Below are 16,865 nucleotides of genomic sequence, written 5' to 3'. Positions count from 1 at the left end.
ACGATAGCCACCTTGTCTTTCGCTAACAGTTCCTACTGCCAAGCCTGTAGTGGACTTTCACCACCAAGTATCCGCCCATGCAGGGCGCACTTAAATAACAGCAATCGGTGATGTGCCGACTGCTGTTCCTATTATTCTTCTGTTGCCACAGAAAAATCCTCTCTCTCATTATGCAAAACCCGTCTTAATTCACGTTTCTTTTGTTTAGGGACGAGGATATATAAAATATCATCGGGGATAATTCTTGTTTCCCCATTTGGTGCTATTAATTGATCTTTTCGTATAATCGCATTCACAAGTGTTCCTTCTGGTAAATCGATACCAGCTAACGTCTTCCCGGCGATTGAATTTTTTTCACTTAACTCAAATTCCATAATTTCTGCATTGGCCTTTCCTAATGAAATCAGTTCCAATGAATGGGTAGGTTTGCTTTTTGCTGGACTTGTTAAACCTAATTTTTTAGCCACTAGCGAAATGGTCGACCCTTGGAGAAGTGTCGAAATCAAGACGATGAAAAAGATCGCATTGAAAAACAATTGGCTATTTTCTACTTCAGCTATAAGAGGAAAAGTAGCTAAAACAATAGGAACCGCCCCTTTCAACCCAGCCCATGAAAGAAGAATTTTCTCCTTTAAATCAAATTTCATTCCAATTGTGCAGGCAAAAACGGCGACGGGTCTAGCGATCATGATGAGAACAAAAGACAGAATGAGGCCTTTGGACATAATGCTCCAAGTAAATAAATGAGACGGAAACACAAGAAGTCCAAGAATGACAAACATTAGAATTTGCATCATCCAAGCAAAGCCTTCATTAAAACGGAAAATGGAATGACTATAGGTTAAATCCTCACTATTCCCAATGACAATTCCTGCAACATAGACAGCTAGGAGCCCACTCGCCTGAATATAATCCGTAAAGCTGTAGGTTAATAGCGCAAATGCTAACGCAAACACCGGGTAAAGTCCGCTCGAATCGAGATTAACCTTATTGATGGCAAAAGAGGCTATTTTCCCTAATAAAAAGCCAATGAGCAACCCAATCCCCATTTGCCAAAGAAAGAATCCAAACATACGGAAATAATTTGATTCATTAGATGTAATCAATTCCAGAAAGACAACCGTTAATAACATCGCCATGGGATCATTACTCCCGGATTCCGCTTCAAGTGTTGCCTCAAGGTTACTATTAATATTTTTCCCTCTTAAAACGGAAAATACCGCTGCAGCGTCCGTAGAACCTACGATCGATCCAAACAAAAATGCTTCTGTCCAACTCACATCTAACACGTATTTTGCCGCAACTCCCACTAAGGCGGCTGTAAGTATAACGCCGACTGTGGCAAGCGTAAACGACGGGGCTATAACTGGCTTCACTTTTGCCCAGTTCGTATGCATGCCCCCATCAAATAAAATTATTATTAAAGCAATCATCCCGATAAACTGCGCAATATGAGCATTATCAAAATAAATAAAACCTAATCCTTCACTTCCTGCTAGAATTCCAACAAGTATAAAAAGGACCAAAGACGGAACTCCTAATCGACTAGAAAACTTTGTCGTCAATACCCCTGTGATAAGGAGAAGACTGACTAACAAAATAATGTGGTCCGTGTTCAGGATTGGATCTGACATATCATCCCCCCTATAAATTAACATCTACTTTCACTAAATTTTAACGTAATGTCTCAGATGGTGTTGCATGATTAAATAGGGATTGGAGAAAGGAAATAGCAATTCCTTTTCGAAAAGCATGATATCCATACGTTTTTCGAAGGGTGTGCGTTCCTACATTATGAGAAATGCCCACTTCTTTCGCAGCTTGGTTGATCACCCGGTAGGCTTGCTGTCTTGTAATGGGGTTATGAGGATCCTTTTTAGATTTGAATAAAAAGTCGTTTAATTGAAGAGGGGTTTCATTTAAATATAGTCGAATAGCATTTTTTACTTTTTCATTCAAATAAATCTTCTTCATTTTTGATTTGGAATGTATAGGTAATTCGTAGAACTCTTTGATATCACCAGATGGAGTTATGACATCACGTACTTTAATTTGAAGGAGATCACTACTTCGGATACCTGTATTAATCCCAAGTACAAATAATAAGAAGTCTCGCTTTGATTGCTTCTTCAACAAAGTCTTAATTTCATCGATCTGGTGGATTTCTTTTATTGGATGAACAACTTCCATCAATTCTCCCTCCTATTGTTACTTAATTATAACAAATAAATGGTTTATGTAACATTAATTTATTTAATTTTCACAAACTTTTTGGAAAATATTCAAACAAACAGGTCCTCCTCTTGCCTTAATTCCTTGAAAAAGAGAAGATAGAAGAAGGATATCTTTTTACGGAGGCTACTATTACATATGCGCATTTTTATCTATATCATCATTTTCTTTTCCTTTTTTGATTTATTTTCACAATTGCCGATTATGAGCCCACTCGCTAAATCATTAGGGGCTACCCCCTTTTTAATTGGATTAACGGTCGGAATGTATTCCTTTTCGAATACGATCGGGAATGTTTTGTCTGGTTTTTTGACGGATAAAAAAGGATCTTATCGTCTTCTCGTCTCTGGATTGCTTTTTACAGGAATGGCTTTATCATTTTATCAGCTTGCAATGGACGCTTGGACTTTACTCATCATCCGCTTTATACACGGATTAACAGCGGGATTAATTGTTCCAGCTGCTTTTACCTATTTAGCCAATATGACGGGTAAGGATAAAAAAGGGAAAACCTCTGCTATTTCTGGTGCGTTCGTTGGTTTAGCCGCCATCATCGGCCCGGCCTTCAGCGGCATATTAGCTAGTCAAACAAATGAATCTACTGTCTTAACTATTACAGCGATCCCCATATTTCTATTAGGGATTTTGGCGTTCTTTTTTTTACGATCAACCGTTATTTCTACTTCGAAGGCTGACGAGGGGAAACGTTTACCCGTACGTGCTTTATTCCAAAATACTTCCATCATGAAGTCGTTCTTTGGAGCCTTTTTCCTTATGTTTTCACAAGGAGTACTTGCCTATATGTTGCCTTTAAAGGTGATGGACCTTGGCCGGGATACTCAAACGAGTGGCACACTTTTAAGCACATTTGGGATTGTCGCCGTTCTAGTTTTCCTTCTGCCTATCAATCAATTATTTGATCGGGTAAAGCCGATTAAGACATTAACTTTTGGAATGTCTGTCATGGGTGTCAGCCTTATATTCATCAGTTTTAGCACAAATGTCCTACTTCTTTATTTCATTATGGGGCTATATGGAATTGGGTTTGCCTTTCTTTTTCCCTCACTGAATTCTTTATTAATAGAATCTACTGAGCAGGAAAATCGCGGGAAAGCCTACGGATATTTTTATGCATTTTTCTCAATAGGTGTCGTCATTGGTTCAAGTTTTACAGGATTATTAAGATTAACCGCAAATGGAGGTTTTTTATATACAGGCGTATTATTAGCGATCGTTTCATTTGTTATGTTGTTTTTCAAAAAACAAGAACGATCTTATCTGAAAAACCAATAAGACGGCAAAAAAAGCGTGGAATAGGGGGTTACCCGCTTTTCCACGCTTTGTTGGTTTATTTTTCTTTTCTTTCAATAAAGAAGGTTGAAATTAGGAATAAAACAAAACTGAATAATAAAATAACCCCGCCGCCAATATAAAATATGAGTGATACTCCATTAGAAATATTAAAAGGCTTCAAGAAATTTAACCACATTCCTACTGTTAAACCGGTTGAACCTATAATCGCCGTCCATGTATGCAAAATAGTGATGGTTTTCGATCTAATTTGGAAGATTTCATAATATATCCCCCACGCAAATAGTGTTAACCAGCCGACAACAAGTATATGAGCATGGATTGGGCGAAAAGCATAAGAGCCCGATCCCGCCATATGAGCCCCTAAAACGGCCCCTACCAAAGCAAAAATGGCCGAAAACCGAATAAGTACAAAATTTCTTCCGTTCATTCAGAATCCTCTCCTGTAAAAAAATCATCTATTCTTTTAAAACTCATTATAACAAATGAAAATGAACGGAAGATGAACAATATATTACAGATAATGAATGAGCTTGTTTTTTTAAATAGGACGTGGGAGGACGATTTGATTATTTCCCGTCTGGTTTTACCCATTTCCCATGAACATTTGCACTTGTACTCAGGGTTTTTGAACATTTCCATTAATTTATGATCATTTCCCCGGTTCTTTTGCACCACTTCGCCAGATATTTGCGCTACTCGGCTTTTTCTCATGGATAAATGTTTGTACGAAACCCGTTTGATTATTTCCCATCCATATTTGAACATTTCCCATGAACATTTGCACCTGTACTCTGGGTTTTTGAATATTTCCATTAATTTATGATCATTTCCCCGGTTCTTTTGCACCACTTCGCCGGATATTTGCGCTACTCGGCTTTTTCTCATGGATAAATGTTTGTACGAAACCCGTTTGATTATTTCCCATCCGCTTTTGAACATTTCCCATGAACATTTGCACTTGTATCCAGGGTTTTTGAATATTTCCCCTAATTTATGATCATTTCCCCATTTTTTTGAAATACTTCGCCGGATATTTGCGCTACTCGGCTTTTTCTCATGGATAAATGTTTGTACGAAACCCGTTTGATTATTTCCCATCCGCTTTTGAACATTTCCCATGAACATTTGCACTTGTATCCAGGGTTTTTGAATATTTCCCCTAATTTATGATCATTTCCCCATTTTTTTGAAATACTTCGCCGGATATTTGCGCTACTCGTAACATGTTTCCTTATAAAATCAAAAAAGGTGATTCCCTACTCATTATGAATTGGGGATCACCTACTTTTATTACTGAAAATCCGCTGCATTACGAAAATCAATTTCAGATGGAATTTCATCTGCCTCCATTAATTCTCTCAAAGATTGTAATTTCTTTGTAACCTCAGCATTTTGGTTGCCAAAAGGGACATTGTGAATGGTAAACTGCCGATCCGCCATTTCCCAAGAGATATCTCGTACAGGTACAGAATCCATAAGAAACCCTCCTTGTTTTTTTTAAGGTGTCATTAATAGATCTTATTCACACCTTTTATTGTATACGCTTTCATTTTACAATAAAAACAGTTGATATAAAAGTTCTAACTTTCATATCAACTAATAAAAATTTTCCAACATTTATCGACTTTCTCCACCATCATCCCATTGTTTAGTCATCATCTACTTCTTTCCCAATGATTTTACCGTCGTCCACACTTACTTTAACTTCAACTTCATTATTCGCAGTTTTTATTTCAATTTCATAATAGCCGTCATCATCAAGTTCCGTTTTTGTTACTTTTCCTGGGGTATCTTTTGTGGCGATTTTTACTGCTTCTTGTAAAGAAATATGAATGGAATGCTTGGTATTCTTGTCATCATTGTCATGTTCATAGATATCGTCATCTATTGGTCCTTGATCCTCAATGAATACTTCACCTGTCTTTGCATCCACCTTCATATCGATATCGTCATACTTGTCATCTTTCGCTAGATCAATATCGTAATGAAGAAAACCGTCATCCTTCTCCAGTTCAATACTTTTGATCGTTCCATCTACTTCATTGATGGCGATTTCTTTCGCCTCATCTGCTGAAATAATGTTGTTTGACTTTTTATTTGAAATGGCATTGGCTCCTACTGCTCCTCCTAATACGACAACACCAGCAGCACAAAACGTAAATAATCTTTTTTTCATCATTGTTTAAGTCCTCCTTTTCAAAGCTTACTTCTAGCTTAAGGGTTAAAAATGAGAACATCTTTATAACAAAATGAGAATTTCATGAGAATTTTCTAATTACTCTAATCATCCCATGTAATCGTGATCACTTCACCTGTTATCGCATTAATTTGAACAAGAGCATCTTGACCGTCTTCCCGCTCGATTTCCACTAAATAGTAACTTACACCTTCCTTTTCTTCTACATCAACATCATCTACTTTGCCATTTACTTGATTAACAGCGATTTTCACCGCTTCATCTTTCGTGATTCCTCGGACTGTTTCTTGTGAGGAATTCCCCCTTATTTTTGTGGTTTTATCGATCACTTTACCTGTTACAGCATTTAATTTATACGTTGTTTCATCATTATTTTGCTCAATCACCACATAATAAACGAAGGCTCCATCTTCCTCCTTCTTTTCCAACCTCCTGATCTCTCCATTTTGCTGTTGTAAAATAAGCTGTTTTACTTGATCTTCTGTAAGAACCTTATCAACTTTTTTACTTTTAATTTTACTAATCCCTGCAACATCCCCTGTATGCCCATCGATGCTTATGTCATATACTCCCGTTTTTAATTGAATAGTCACTCGATAAATATCTTTTGTTTTGATTGTTTTGATAATTTCACCACTATACTTTTCTTGAACAACTTTCTCTGCATCAGTTTTTGTCAGAGGTTCAGTTGGTGAAATTAACCTAAAAAGCTGCCACGTAACGCTCGCTAACAAGATGATAATAGCTGCTATTATACTGAAAGTACGTCTATTCATCTTCCCCATATTTTTCACCACTCCATCATCCTATTTTTAAATAAGATGGTACACTTCTTTGATGAGAAATTAATGAGAAGGACCCTTTTTAAACCAAATTTGTACCGTCGTCCCTTCTCCCTCTACACTACTCAAGCAAATTTTTGCATCAATCGCATCTGCCAGTTCTTTTGCAAGAGGTAAACCCAATCCAAATCCCCCATTTTTTCCAGTCCTTACTTTGTCTACACGGAAAAAACGATCAAATACTTTGGATTGTTCCTTGACTGGTATTCCAATTCCCCTATCAACCACTTCGATCACCGCTCTATTTTTAATTGTCATTATATTTACTTTGATTAAGTCCTCACTATACTTCCGGGCATTATCCAATAAAATATATAAGAGTTGTTTCAACTTTTGGGGATCTGTTTTCACCTTCATTTTTTGTTCCACGAATACATTTACTTCCCGCTTATATCCTGCCTTAAAAGAACGGATGGACTCCTCCACTAAATCTGTTAAAGATACAATCTGCAAATCAACATCCCACTGTTCATCATGTTTGGCCAATAACAGTAATTGCTGGGTCAGTTCTTTCATTCTGATGGCTTCGGAATGAATAGCTTCAACTGATTCATCAAAAAGTTCAGGATGATCCCTTCCCCTACGCTTTAATAAACTAGCATATCCTTCAATGACGGTTAAGGGTGTTTTTAACTCATGAGAAGCATTTGACACAAACTGTTCCTGCTTTTCATAGTTGATTTTCAATTGCTCCATCATATCATTAAAGGTTTCCCCCATCTGGTACAACTCATCTTTGGACTGTTTCGGAAGTGAAATATGTTTGTACTGACCGTTTTTACGAATATCCTTCATCGTCTGAATCATCGAAGTAATCGGCCGCGTAATGAAGTTGCTTAATAATCGAGTTGATAAAAATACTGGGATCGCGGCTAAGATTGTCACAGCTATTAAAACGTACTTTAAAATTTGTAGAATGTGTGCGGTTGGTGTTAAGTTCTCTGTCAATTGCACATTTGCAATCTCACCATTTCCCCCAATAATAGGAATAGAGACGAAGGCATGTGGCATTCCTTTGTAGTCGATGATTTCACTCCACTCTTTTGCATAAAACGTTACGGGTTGTTCTAAAAGCTTCTCCTGGCCTGGTACCGTAATAGCCGTCCCCGTTTCACCATTCGATTTCACAAGCTGCAACATACCATTGACAGGAATATAAGCTCGCAGCAGATCTCTCGCTGGAATGGAACCCCCTGTCTGGTTCATTCCCATAACTGTTTTTTCTGCCTCAGCAACGACCCTTTCTAATTCACTATGAAGGATCATTCGACTAAAAGAAAAATAAATCGCACCATTAATCAAAATCAACAAACAAATGAATGTAACAGTTGTATATAGATTTATTTTAGTTTGTAGCTTCATAGCGAATCCTTTAACACATAACCTACCCCACGAACTGTGTGAATGAGTGGCTTTTCAAAGGGCTTATCCATTTTATTACGTAAATAACGAATATAAACATCCACGACATTTGTTTCTCCATAGTAGTCATATCCCCATACCCCGTTAAGGAGTTGTTCTCTATTGAGAACTTGTCGAGCATGCTTCATTAAATAAGCAAGTAAAGCGAATTCCCTTGGCGTTAATTCGATGTTCCTTTTTCCGCGCTTTACCTCATATGTTTTTTCATTTAATTTTAAATCCGCCACTTGAAGCCAATCTTCACTTTCAGCTATGTCTATTGGTTGACGGTTCAACCTTAAAGCCGCTCGAATTCTTGCTAACAGTTCTTCAATTTGGAAAGGTTTTGTTATATAATCATTCGCCCCAAGATCTAGGCCTGATACTTTGTCCTCGACAGAATCTTTGGCCGTTAATAAAATAACCGGGGTGTGTGAATCATCCGAACGAACCCGGCGTAACACCTCGATTCCACTTAAGCCTGGTAACATCACATCGAGTAAAACAAGGTCCCAATTCTCTTCTCGAAACATCCGTAATCCATCAAGACCGTCCAATGCCTTGCTTGCTTCATACCCTTCATACGATAATTCTAATTCCAATACACGTGCGATTTTTTCCTCATCTTCAATAATCAATATTTTCGTTTGATTCATCTTTATCCCCTATCTAAAAAATGAATTTTGCCATGATATCATTATTATACCTTCGTTTCACTTTCAAACGATAAATTGACGATGTAAAATATTTGATGATTCAATATAACGTTCGTACTTTTTGACTCTTTTATTTATTCCTATTCGATAGGATTCCTTTAAACCAAAAACATATAAGGACGATTATTTTTTCATCATTCCTTTGATAAGACCGATTTAGAAATCCTGTCAATTGCACAGTGATGACGGAGGAATATAGTTTCCTAGTCAATAAAAATAACCGTAACAATGGGGGAAGTCACGGTTATTATGGTAGAAAATTAAAGCCTGATCGGGGCCTGAAGTTCCCCACATATATCAAGTATCCAATATGGGTGGTGACTGGCATTTCCTAAAAAGGCTCCAAGGGTATTCTTTCGGCGGAAGGGAGTCGACCTTTATGATATTTTTTTTCGTTGGATGTTCAAATTGTAGGATGTGGGCCCATAGAGCTATTTGCTGTCCTGGCCTATTGACTGCCTGACCATATTTTTGATCACCGTATATTGGACAATTGGACGCTGCCAGTTGGACTCGTATTTGGTGAGGACGACCGGTATGTAATTTGACAGCTAGTAAACTAAGATCCTTATGTTTCTCAATTGTTTCATATTCCAATATGGCTTTTTTCGCATTTTGATCATTAGATGAAGCCATAAATACTTTATTTTTTCGATGATTCTTTACTAAATAATGTTCCAATACTCCTTCTCTCTTCGGAGGCCTTCCTCTGACGACCGTTAAATATTTCCTCTCTAACTTCCGCCTTCGAATAGCGTCTGAAAGTCTTGATGCTGCTTTAGATGTTTTAGCAAATGTCATGACACCACCAACGGGTCGGTCCAAGCGATGGACAAGCCCCAGATACACATTTCCAGGCTTTTTATATCGAATTTTTAAATCTTTTTTTAATAAAGTAAGCAAATCCTGATCCTTCGAGTGATCCCTTTGAACAGGAATATTGACTGGTTTTTGAACGACAAGTAAATGATTATCTTCATATAAAATTGGAATATTCTCCATTTAATTACAATCCCCTTCCAACCATATTCCATCGATTGTATCGTACTCTATGACTCTTTTAAAGCCTTTACATTTATGCAGAGAATCAGATAACATATTTTGGAATTTACCACCATTTTCTGAATGGTATCCCCTGAATGGAATTTCCTTTATGGAATTTGCTGGATGGTGCCTGTCACCCTCTAAAAAATGGTTGACAACATGGGGGAGTTGGGTATAATTTTGGCTTAGGGAAACATTTTGTCTCTATGTAATGATATTGTCCTATGGTGAAAAGTTGTAAACTTTTATATTTTTTTACATAGGTTAAGAAAACGGGATATTTTTTTAGTTTAAAACTTGCCATAGGTAAAAAAATGTTACTAACACTAAAAGTATAGGGGGCGGTAAAAATGTTAAAAAAGACTTTACTTGGTATGACGCTTTTCTTCGTGTTCATGTTGACGGCTTGCGGAGGGAATCAAGCTTCTAATCCTGCAAATGAAGATGAGAAAGTAAAGGTAACAGCAACAACTGGTCAAATCGCAGATATTGTAAAAAATGTTGGGAAAGATCATGTGGAAGTAACAGCCTTAATGGGCCCTGGAGTGGATCCTCATTTATACCAGGCCTCACAAGGGGATATTTCGAAACTAAGTAAGGCAGATATGATCTTTTACAATGGACTTCATTTAGAAGGAAAAATGGGAGAGATCTTTGAAAAAATGAAAAAAGGCAAACCGACCATTCCTGTCGCGGAGAGGATTCCAAATGGAAAATTAATTCACACAAAAGATTCTTCAGGCAATGTTGACCCTCACGTTTGGTTTGATATCGATTTATGGATTTATGCTGTAGGGGCTGTCGAAGAAGGCTTAATTAAGCAGGATCCGAAAAATAAAGAAAATTATTCAAATAATGCAAAAGAATATGTTCAAAAATTGAAGAGCTTGAAAGAAGAATCACAAAAGCGTATTGGGGAAATCCCTGAAGAAAGCCGCATTCTTGTAACCGCACATGATGCCTTTGGGTATTTTGGGAAAGCTTACGGAATGGATGTTATGGGATTACAAGGTTTAAGTACAGACTCTGAATACGGACTAAAGGATGTCCAAAAGATTGTAGATACCCTTGTAGATAAAAATATTAAAGCCGTTTTTATCGAAAGTAGTATTTCAGAGAAGTCAATTAACGCAGTGGTCGAAGGTGCAAAAAAGCAAGGACATACCGTTTCAATTGGTGGAGAATTGTTCTCTGATGCAATGGGAGAAGAAGGAACAGACGAAGGAACATATATCGGCATGTATAAACATAATATTGAAACCATTGTCTCATCATTAAAATAGGAGGGAATTTACGTGGATCCAGTGTCAGTAGAAAATATAACGGTTGCTTATCATCGAAAACCAGTGCTTCAAGAGGTTGAATTTTCAGTTCCAGAAGGAAAACTTATCGGGATTATCGGGCCAAATGGAGCAGGCAAATCCACTTTAATCAAAGCCATATTAGGATTAATCCCGAGAGCATCTGGTGAAGTTTTCATATATGGGAAACCTTATAAGGCTCAGAGAACCCTTGTTGGATATGTCCCACAGAGGGGATCTGTTGATTGGGATTTCCCTACTAATGCATTAGATGTTGTGTTAATGGGAAGATACAGTCATATCGGATGGATCAAACGCCCTAAAAAGAAAGATGTTGAATATGCCTTAGCCTGCTTAAGAAAAGTAGGAATGGATCAATATGCAGATCGACAAATCAGCCAGCTTTCTGGCGGGCAACAGCAACGGGTCTTTTTAGCACGTGCTTTGGCGCAAGATGCTACGGTATATTTCATGGATGAACCTTTTGTTGGGGTGGATGCAGCAACAGAGAAAGCGATTATCTCTTTATTAAAAGAGTTAAAGTCCCAAGGAAAAACGGTTCTAGTCGTTCACCATGATCTACAAACAGTGAAAGAGTACTTTGACTGGGTCCTGCTTTTAAATATGAGAAAAATCGCCGATGGGCCTACAAAAGAAGTATTTACAAAAGAAAACTTGCAAAAAACATATGGCGGGAAATTAACATTTCTTGACCAAAAAAACACATTAATTGAACAAGGATAGGAGAGTGTCTATGCTTGGCGAATTTTGGAAAATGCTACTTGATGCAAATACCCAATGGGTTTTAATTGGAACATTGCTCTTAGGATTAGCAAGCGGAGTTTTAGGTAGCTTTGCTCTTTTACGAAAACAAAGTCTACTTGGGGATGCCATGGCACATGCCGCTTTACCCGGAATTTGTATTGCTTATTTATTCACAGGGACAAAATCAATCAGTTGGTTTCTTATTGGGGCAGCAATTGCCGGGCTAGTTGCGACCTATTTTATTCAGTCTATTATTAAGCATTCTAGATTGAAAGAGGATAGTTCCATTGGATTGGTATTATCCGTATTTTTCGGAATTGGAATTGTCTTATTAACTTATATTAATCAACAAGCTGCAGGAAACCAAAGTGGATTAAATGATTTTATTTTCGGGCAAGCAGCCTCATTGGTTGGGACAGATGTCAAAGTCATTAGTGGAGTAGCATTAGTATTACTTATTTTAACCACTTTACTATTTAAGGAATTTAAAATCATTACATTCGATCACCAGTTCGCTAAAGGAATCGGAATGCCTACAACACTTCTTAACGGTCTATTAATGACGTTAATCGTAGGGGCCGTTGTAATTGGTTTACAGGCTGTAGGTGTTATTTTAATGGCGGCTATGCTTATCACACCAGCAATTTCTGCTAGGTATTGGACAGAGCGTCTAGACCATATGGTGATCATCGCTGGCGCCATTGGAGCATTTTCTGGTATTCTTGGGACCTTATTAAGCACGACCAAAAGCGGAATGCCTACTGGACCATTAATCATTATGGCGGCTACCATCATTTTTCTTTTCTCCATGATTTTCGCTCCACAACGCGGGTTGCTGATGAAGGCATTAAAACAAAGGAAAATGAGAAAAGTCATTGCACGCGAATCTGTTCTTCAAACTTTATTTGACTTTATTGAGGAAAGAATTGCGCATGGTGAACCTATTGAAAAAAGTGGCTTTGATGAAAAAAAGATTGCCGAAAGAAGGGCTATCCGTTCTTCGTTCATTCATTCCACTCTTCATTCATTAAAAAATGAAGGTCTTGTTGAAGAAGCTGAAGCTCAAAAATGGAGACTAACGGCGAAAGGAATGGTGAAAGCTCATGATATTACCTTAAAAAACCGCTTAATGGAAGTGTATTTAATGAATGAAATGAAATATGCTCAATTTAATATCTCGCAAGATCAAGAGTCTGATATCCACCAGCTTCCCCCAAATATCATTGAAGAATTAAAAGGATTATTAGCACTATATGGCCGGAAACCGATGGAAATATCTCAAATTAATATGTATCAACAAAGGGGGCTGATGGCCAAATGAGTTATGAAGCATGGATCATTTTAACTGGCTCTTTAGTTGGCATCAGTTGCGGATTAATTGGCGTATTTCTAGTTTTAAGACGGATGGCGATGTTAGCCGATGCCATAAGCCATACAGCTTTACTTGGAATTGTTGGTGCCTATCTAGTCAGTCAGAGTCTGGATGGAATCTACATGCTGATTGGTGCTACGATTGTTGGCTTATTAACCGCTTTCTTTGTTCAAGTTTTGCACTCATCTGGTGTGCAAGCAGATGCAGCCATTGGAGTTGTTTTCACTGCTTTATTTGCACTTGGGGTTATTTTACTTTCCCTATATGCTGGGGATGTCCACTTAGATACAGATCATGCCTTAATGGGGGAGATCACCTTTGTCCCTTGGGATACAGTGGAAATGAACGGGGTCAATATGGGTCCAAAAGCCGTATGGATGTTAGGAAGTGTTCTGTTCATTAATCTAGTAATCATTAGTTTATTTTATAAGGAGATCAAAATTTCCTCCTTTGATCCAGAAATGGCACTAGCCATCGGGATTCCCGTCCTATTTATTCATTATCTATTAATGGGAATGCTATCCATTACCACAGTCGCATCATTTGATAGTGTTGGTGCTATTCTTGTTGTAGCCATGCTAATTGTTCCAGCTTCCACTGCCTACTTGCTGACAGATCGCCTCATTGTCATGCTCATGATCAGCTGTGCTGTCGGAGTCTTATCGGCAATATTAGGATATTATATTGCGCTACTATGGAATGTCTCGATTGCAGGTTCAATGGCGACAGCAGTGGGATTCATCTTCGCCATTACCTTCTTCCTTTCACCAAAACATGGATTGATGTCCAAATGGCTTGCTAAAAGAAAAGTGAAAGTGAAACAATCGATTTAATTTAAGGAATATGCCATACCATAAAATTTCTAGTACCATATAATAAGGGCAATCTCAGCTGTGAGATAGCCCTTATTATATTTGTATTCGAGTTTTCCCTGATCACACCTATCTCCTACACATAAAATAATTCATTCATTTTTTCATCGTCGGAAAATATAGCGAGATTTTTGAAAAGGAAGAATATTTTGTAATATTTCATAAATTTGTTTATTCCTGACTATTTCCTATTGTATGATAGATAGTAGGATTTGGTAATTAAATCTAAATGACCTTTTTGATCGAACTATCGATTTCCCAACTATAGTTGGGGAAATGAGGGAAGAGGAAAGAGTTATCTGGATGAGGAATGAATGCGTGTTAAAAATATCTATCATTTAGTATAGAAAGGGTAGAAGATACTTTGTTTAAAAAATTATCAGTATTACTTTTGCTAGTATTGCTAGGCGGTCACAATGAATTTAAAGATTTAGACACGTACGTATATGAAGGGGTCTCAATGACACCGACTATACAAAATGAACAGAAGATCCAAGTAGATAAAAAATATTATCAAGACACCCCCGTGAAAAGAGGGGACATTGTTCTCTTTGAAAAGGAAGGCGAAGATTTTGATCAACATGCTAAAAGAGTGATTGGATTGCCTAATGAAATGCTTGAATTCAAAGATGGAACCGTCTATATAGATGGTGAGAAACTTTCGAAAAAATACCATTTTAATCACGTTGAGGGAGAGGCCATTCAACTAAAAAAGAATGAATATTTCGTTATAGGTGATAATGCATTGTCTAGCAAAGATAGTAGACACTTTGGGCCTCTCCAAGAAGAAGAGATCCTCGGTAAGGTAATCATTGAAGAGGATTGATAAGGAAAATCAGAAAAAAAGGTTTCGACTTTTCCAAAAGCGCTTGGAACTGGATGATTCCTTATATCCCCTCTTCAATATGCTTTTGGATGACAGAAAGCGGAAGTAGACTAATCCTAAATCCTGCAGATACACAACCAAGAATGGCTTCGAGTGTCCCAAATCCCATCACTTTATTAGGGAGATGTAACCATTGTTATATCCTACATATATAACCATATGAAAGGAGGCAAATGCTTGAATAAAAAGCCTTTTCTTTTTTTAATCGGTGGAGTCTTAGCTTTAATCATTGCGATGGGGATTGGAAGATTTGCTTACACTCCTCTTCTCCCATTGATGCAAAATGATCTTTCCTTTTCAGATGCAGTGGCTGGTTATCTCGCAACAAGTAATTATGCAGGATATTTGTTTGGAGCTGTTTTGACAGGCGTAATTCCGTTGAAGCGGCATCGAACGATTTCTTTAAGATGGAGTTTGATAATCAGTATTTTAACTACTGCTTTCATGGGGCTATCTCACTCTTATTTACTGATGCTTGGACTTCGATTTCTATCGGGGGTCGCCAGTGCTTTTGTATTTGTTTTATCCTCTAGCATCGTATTAGACCAACTTGCCACTCGGGGTAAAACGAACTGGTCCGGTTTATTTTATGGGGGAGTTGGATTAGGAATCTTTATAACGGGGGCGATCATCCCAAGTCTAAATCATCTATTTAAATGGGAAGGTGCCTGGATTGGGCTTGGAATTATATCTTTCATCCTCGCGATCTTCGTATGGATTTGGCTCAAAGAACCCGCTAATATCACTCAAAAAAAGGAAGAACAAGCAAGCTTTGCACAAGTCCCCCCTGCTAAATGGTTCCCCTGGTTATTTGGAGCGTATGGACTAGAGGGATTGGGCTATATTGTGACTGGAACATTTATCGTATCGATTGCTGAAAAAACATCATCCTTTAGCCAAGATGCTACCTTCGTTTGGATGATGGCGGGATTAGCCGCGATTCCATCTTGTATTATTTGGTCTTCCCTTGCAAAAAAATGGGGGTTTGTAAAATCTCTCGTGTTCGCAATGGCTTTGCAATCTGTCGGCATTGTGATCCCTGTATTCTCGATTTCCCCCGTAAGTTTAGTCATGAGTGCCATTTTATTTGGGGCAACATTTATGGGAATTACAACATTGGTCACAACGTTAGCACGTCAAATATACCCGACTAATACAAGCCGAATTATTGGCTATCTAACCGCTATTTATGCAACTGGGCAAATGATCGGCCCAACGATTGCTGGCGTCATCTCCTCCTTCACCGGCAACTTTAATGCGGCATTAATTGGAGCCGCTAGCGCAGTATTCATCGGGGCATGCTTACTTTTAAATGGCATCCAATTCGAGGAAAAACTTAACGGGGAAAATCCTACCGTTTTTGAACAAAAATGAAAAAGTTAGGAGCCCCCAACCTTTTTATTTTGTCATAAAAGTTGCCGGCTTAGTAGAAGTTCGAAATGCCTGAAAAAACCAGATAATGTTCACGATGAATGAAACGATACATATGGCGACTATTTCAAAAAAAGTATGGGAACATATTCTAAAAATCAATTAGCTTGATTAGGAATGATGAAAATTGATGGATATAATGATTTTTCTATCATTTGTGGAGTATTCCTATTAAATTACACGAATCATGCAGGAACATGGAATCTCTTTAGCGCAAATAACCGAAGAAGTTGCGCATAAAAGCGCGGGAAATACGCATATATTCAGGGAAATATGCATATACCAAAAGTTATTGTTCAAATCCTCATGGGAAATATTCAAATAGTATCGGGAAATGTGCAAATCGGGCTTATACACTACGAGGAAGATTCAATTATGCAAGAATATTCCATCTGGGAGATAAAGTCCATATAATTGTGTAAAAAGAAAAGGGTCAAATTCTCCCTTCATGGTTACAATGTTTAATGCAAAATAGAAAACATTGGAAATCAA

16 protein-coding genes are annotated in these 16,865 nt (G+C 37.7%); 7 read left to right on the top strand and 9 right to left on the bottom strand.

Going from position 1 to position 16,865, the window contains the following annotated elements; genetic code table 11:
- Positions 1 to 131 precede the first annotated feature (131 nt).
- Positions 132 to 1,634 (bottom strand): potassium/proton antiporter, encoded by a 1,503-nt coding sequence (locus J2S13_RS14350; protein ID WP_307258503.1) that lies wholly within the window; start codon positions 1,632 to 1,634, stop codon positions 132 to 134.
- A gap of 40 nt (positions 1,635 to 1,674) precedes the next feature.
- The gene (locus J2S13_RS14345) at positions 1,675 to 2,190 is read right to left on the bottom strand and encodes a tyrosine-type recombinase/integrase (RefSeq protein WP_307258502.1); all 516 of its coding nucleotides are present in this window, start codon (positions 2,188 to 2,190) and stop codon (positions 1,675 to 1,677) included.
- A 180-nt stretch (positions 2,191 to 2,370) separates the two neighbouring features.
- On the opposite strand from J2S13_RS14345, the gene J2S13_RS14340 reads away from it, so the two are divergent.
- Entirely contained in the window at positions 2,371 to 3,525 is a 1,155-nt protein-coding gene (locus J2S13_RS14340) for an MFS transporter (RefSeq protein ID WP_307258500.1), read from the top strand.
- Between the two features lie 55 nt (positions 3,526 to 3,580).
- Here J2S13_RS14340 and J2S13_RS14335 read toward each other — a convergent pair whose 3' ends face one another.
- From J2S13_RS14335 to J2S13_RS14305, 7 genes are all read right to left on the bottom strand, one after another.
- Positions 3,581 to 3,973, bottom strand: coding sequence for a hypothetical protein (locus tag J2S13_RS14335; RefSeq protein WP_307258499.1), 393 nt, complete (start codon positions 3,971 to 3,973; stop codon positions 3,581 to 3,583).
- A gap of 863 nt (positions 3,974 to 4,836) precedes the next feature.
- On the bottom strand, positions 4,837 to 5,022 hold the full coding sequence (locus tag J2S13_RS14330) for a hypothetical protein (protein ID WP_307258498.1): 186 nt from the start codon (positions 5,020 to 5,022) through the stop codon (positions 4,837 to 4,839).
- Positions 5,023 to 5,194: 172 nt separating this feature from the next.
- Positions 5,195 to 5,725 carry a PepSY domain-containing protein gene (locus tag J2S13_RS14325; RefSeq protein ID WP_307258496.1) on the bottom strand — a complete coding sequence of 177 codons (531 nt, stop codon included), beginning with the start codon at positions 5,723 to 5,725 and terminating at the stop codon, positions 5,195 to 5,197.
- A 101-nt stretch (positions 5,726 to 5,826) separates the two neighbouring features.
- Complete coding sequence (locus J2S13_RS14320) at positions 5,827 to 6,528, bottom strand: PepSY domain-containing protein (RefSeq protein WP_307258494.1); 702 nt, start codon at positions 6,526 to 6,528, stop codon at positions 5,827 to 5,829.
- A 60-nt stretch (positions 6,529 to 6,588) separates the two neighbouring features.
- Positions 6,589 to 7,947, bottom strand: a complete 1,359-nt coding sequence (locus J2S13_RS14315) for a sensor histidine kinase (protein WP_307258493.1) — start codon at positions 7,945 to 7,947, stop codon at positions 6,589 to 6,591.
- Positions 7,944 to 8,642 (bottom strand): response regulator transcription factor, encoded by a 699-nt coding sequence (locus J2S13_RS14310; RefSeq protein WP_307258492.1) that lies wholly within the window; start codon positions 8,640 to 8,642, stop codon positions 7,944 to 7,946. Before J2S13_RS14310 ends, J2S13_RS14315 begins: the two co-directional genes overlap by 4 nt.
- Positions 8,643 to 8,999: 357 nt before the next feature.
- Positions 9,000 to 9,704, bottom strand: coding sequence for an RluA family pseudouridine synthase (locus J2S13_RS14305; protein WP_307258491.1), 705 nt, complete (start codon positions 9,702 to 9,704; stop codon positions 9,000 to 9,002).
- A 392-nt stretch (positions 9,705 to 10,096) separates the two neighbouring features.
- Between J2S13_RS14305 and J2S13_RS14300 the strand changes: the two genes are divergently transcribed.
- From J2S13_RS14300 to J2S13_RS14275, 6 genes are all read left to right on the top strand, one after another.
- Complete coding sequence (locus tag J2S13_RS14300; RefSeq protein WP_370874043.1) at positions 10,097 to 11,029, top strand: metal ABC transporter solute-binding protein, Zn/Mn family; 933 nt, start codon at positions 10,097 to 10,099, stop codon at positions 11,027 to 11,029.
- Positions 11,030 to 11,041: 12 nt separating this feature from the next.
- Positions 11,042 to 11,791, top strand: a complete 750-nt coding sequence (locus J2S13_RS14295; RefSeq protein ID WP_307258489.1) for a metal ABC transporter ATP-binding protein — start codon at positions 11,042 to 11,044, stop codon at positions 11,789 to 11,791.
- Positions 11,792 to 11,801: 10 nt separating this feature from the next.
- Complete coding sequence (locus J2S13_RS14290; protein ID WP_307258487.1) at positions 11,802 to 13,133, top strand: metal ABC transporter permease; 1,332 nt, start codon at positions 11,802 to 11,804, stop codon at positions 13,131 to 13,133.
- Entirely contained in the window at positions 13,130 to 14,017 is an 888-nt protein-coding gene (locus J2S13_RS14285; protein WP_307258485.1) for a metal ABC transporter permease, read from the top strand. Before J2S13_RS14290 ends, J2S13_RS14285 begins: the two co-directional genes overlap by 4 nt.
- 403 nt (positions 14,018 to 14,420) lie before the next feature.
- Positions 14,421 to 14,882, top strand: a complete 462-nt coding sequence (lepB, locus tag J2S13_RS14280; protein WP_307258484.1) for a signal peptidase I — start codon at positions 14,421 to 14,423, stop codon at positions 14,880 to 14,882.
- 237 nt (positions 14,883 to 15,119) lie between these two features.
- Positions 15,120 to 16,316, top strand: a complete 1,197-nt coding sequence (locus J2S13_RS14275; RefSeq protein ID WP_307258482.1) for a YbfB/YjiJ family MFS transporter — start codon at positions 15,120 to 15,122, stop codon at positions 16,314 to 16,316.
- Positions 16,317 to 16,865 lie beyond the last annotated feature (549 nt).

The sequence above is a fragment of the Oikeobacillus pervagus genome (assembly GCF_030813365.1).
GTDB classification, from domain to species: Bacteria; Bacillota; Bacilli; order Bacillales; family DSM-23947; genus Oikeobacillus; species Oikeobacillus pervagus.
The sequence above is the reverse complement of the archived record's forward strand: the minus strand, read 5'-3'. Positions and strand labels throughout refer to the sequence as shown.

Excerpts from the sequence above, each read along its gene's own strand:
- J2S13_RS14350 (WP_307258503.1), bottom strand. The coding sequence starts at position 1,634 with ATGTCAGATCCAATCCTGAACACGGACCACATTATTTTGTTAGTCAGT.
- J2S13_RS14345 (WP_307258502.1), bottom strand. The coding sequence starts at position 2,190 with ATGGAAGTTGTTCATCCAATAAAAGAAATCCACCAGATCGATGAAATT.
- J2S13_RS14340 (WP_307258500.1), top strand. The coding sequence starts at position 2,371 with ATGCGCATTTTTATCTATATCATCATTTTCTTTTCCTTTTTTGATTTA.
- J2S13_RS14335 (WP_307258499.1), bottom strand. The coding sequence starts at position 3,973 with ATGAACGGAAGAAATTTTGTACTTATTCGGTTTTCGGCCATTTTTGCT.
- J2S13_RS14330 (WP_307258498.1), bottom strand. The coding sequence starts at position 5,022 with ATGGATTCTGTACCTGTACGAGATATCTCTTGGGAAATGGCGGATCGG.
- J2S13_RS14325 (WP_307258496.1), bottom strand. The coding sequence starts at position 5,725 with ATGATGAAAAAAAGATTATTTACGTTTTGTGCTGCTGGTGTTGTCGTA.
- J2S13_RS14320 (WP_307258494.1), bottom strand. The coding sequence starts at position 6,528 with ATGGGGAAGATGAATAGACGTACTTTCAGTATAATAGCAGCTATTATC.
- J2S13_RS14315 (WP_307258493.1), bottom strand. The coding sequence starts at position 7,947 with ATGAAGCTACAAACTAAAATAAATCTATATACAACTGTTACATTCATT.
- J2S13_RS14310 (WP_307258492.1), bottom strand. The coding sequence starts at position 8,642 with ATGAATCAAACGAAAATATTGATTATTGAAGATGAGGAAAAAATCGCA.
- J2S13_RS14305 (WP_307258491.1), bottom strand. The coding sequence starts at position 9,704 with ATGGAGAATATTCCAATTTTATATGAAGATAATCATTTACTTGTCGTT.
- J2S13_RS14300 (WP_370874043.1), top strand. The coding sequence starts at position 10,097 with ATGTTAAAAAAGACTTTACTTGGTATGACGCTTTTCTTCGTGTTCATG.
- J2S13_RS14290 (WP_307258487.1), top strand. The coding sequence starts at position 11,802 with ATGCTTGGCGAATTTTGGAAAATGCTACTTGATGCAAATACCCAATGG.
- J2S13_RS14285 (WP_307258485.1), top strand. The coding sequence starts at position 13,130 with ATGAGTTATGAAGCATGGATCATTTTAACTGGCTCTTTAGTTGGCATC.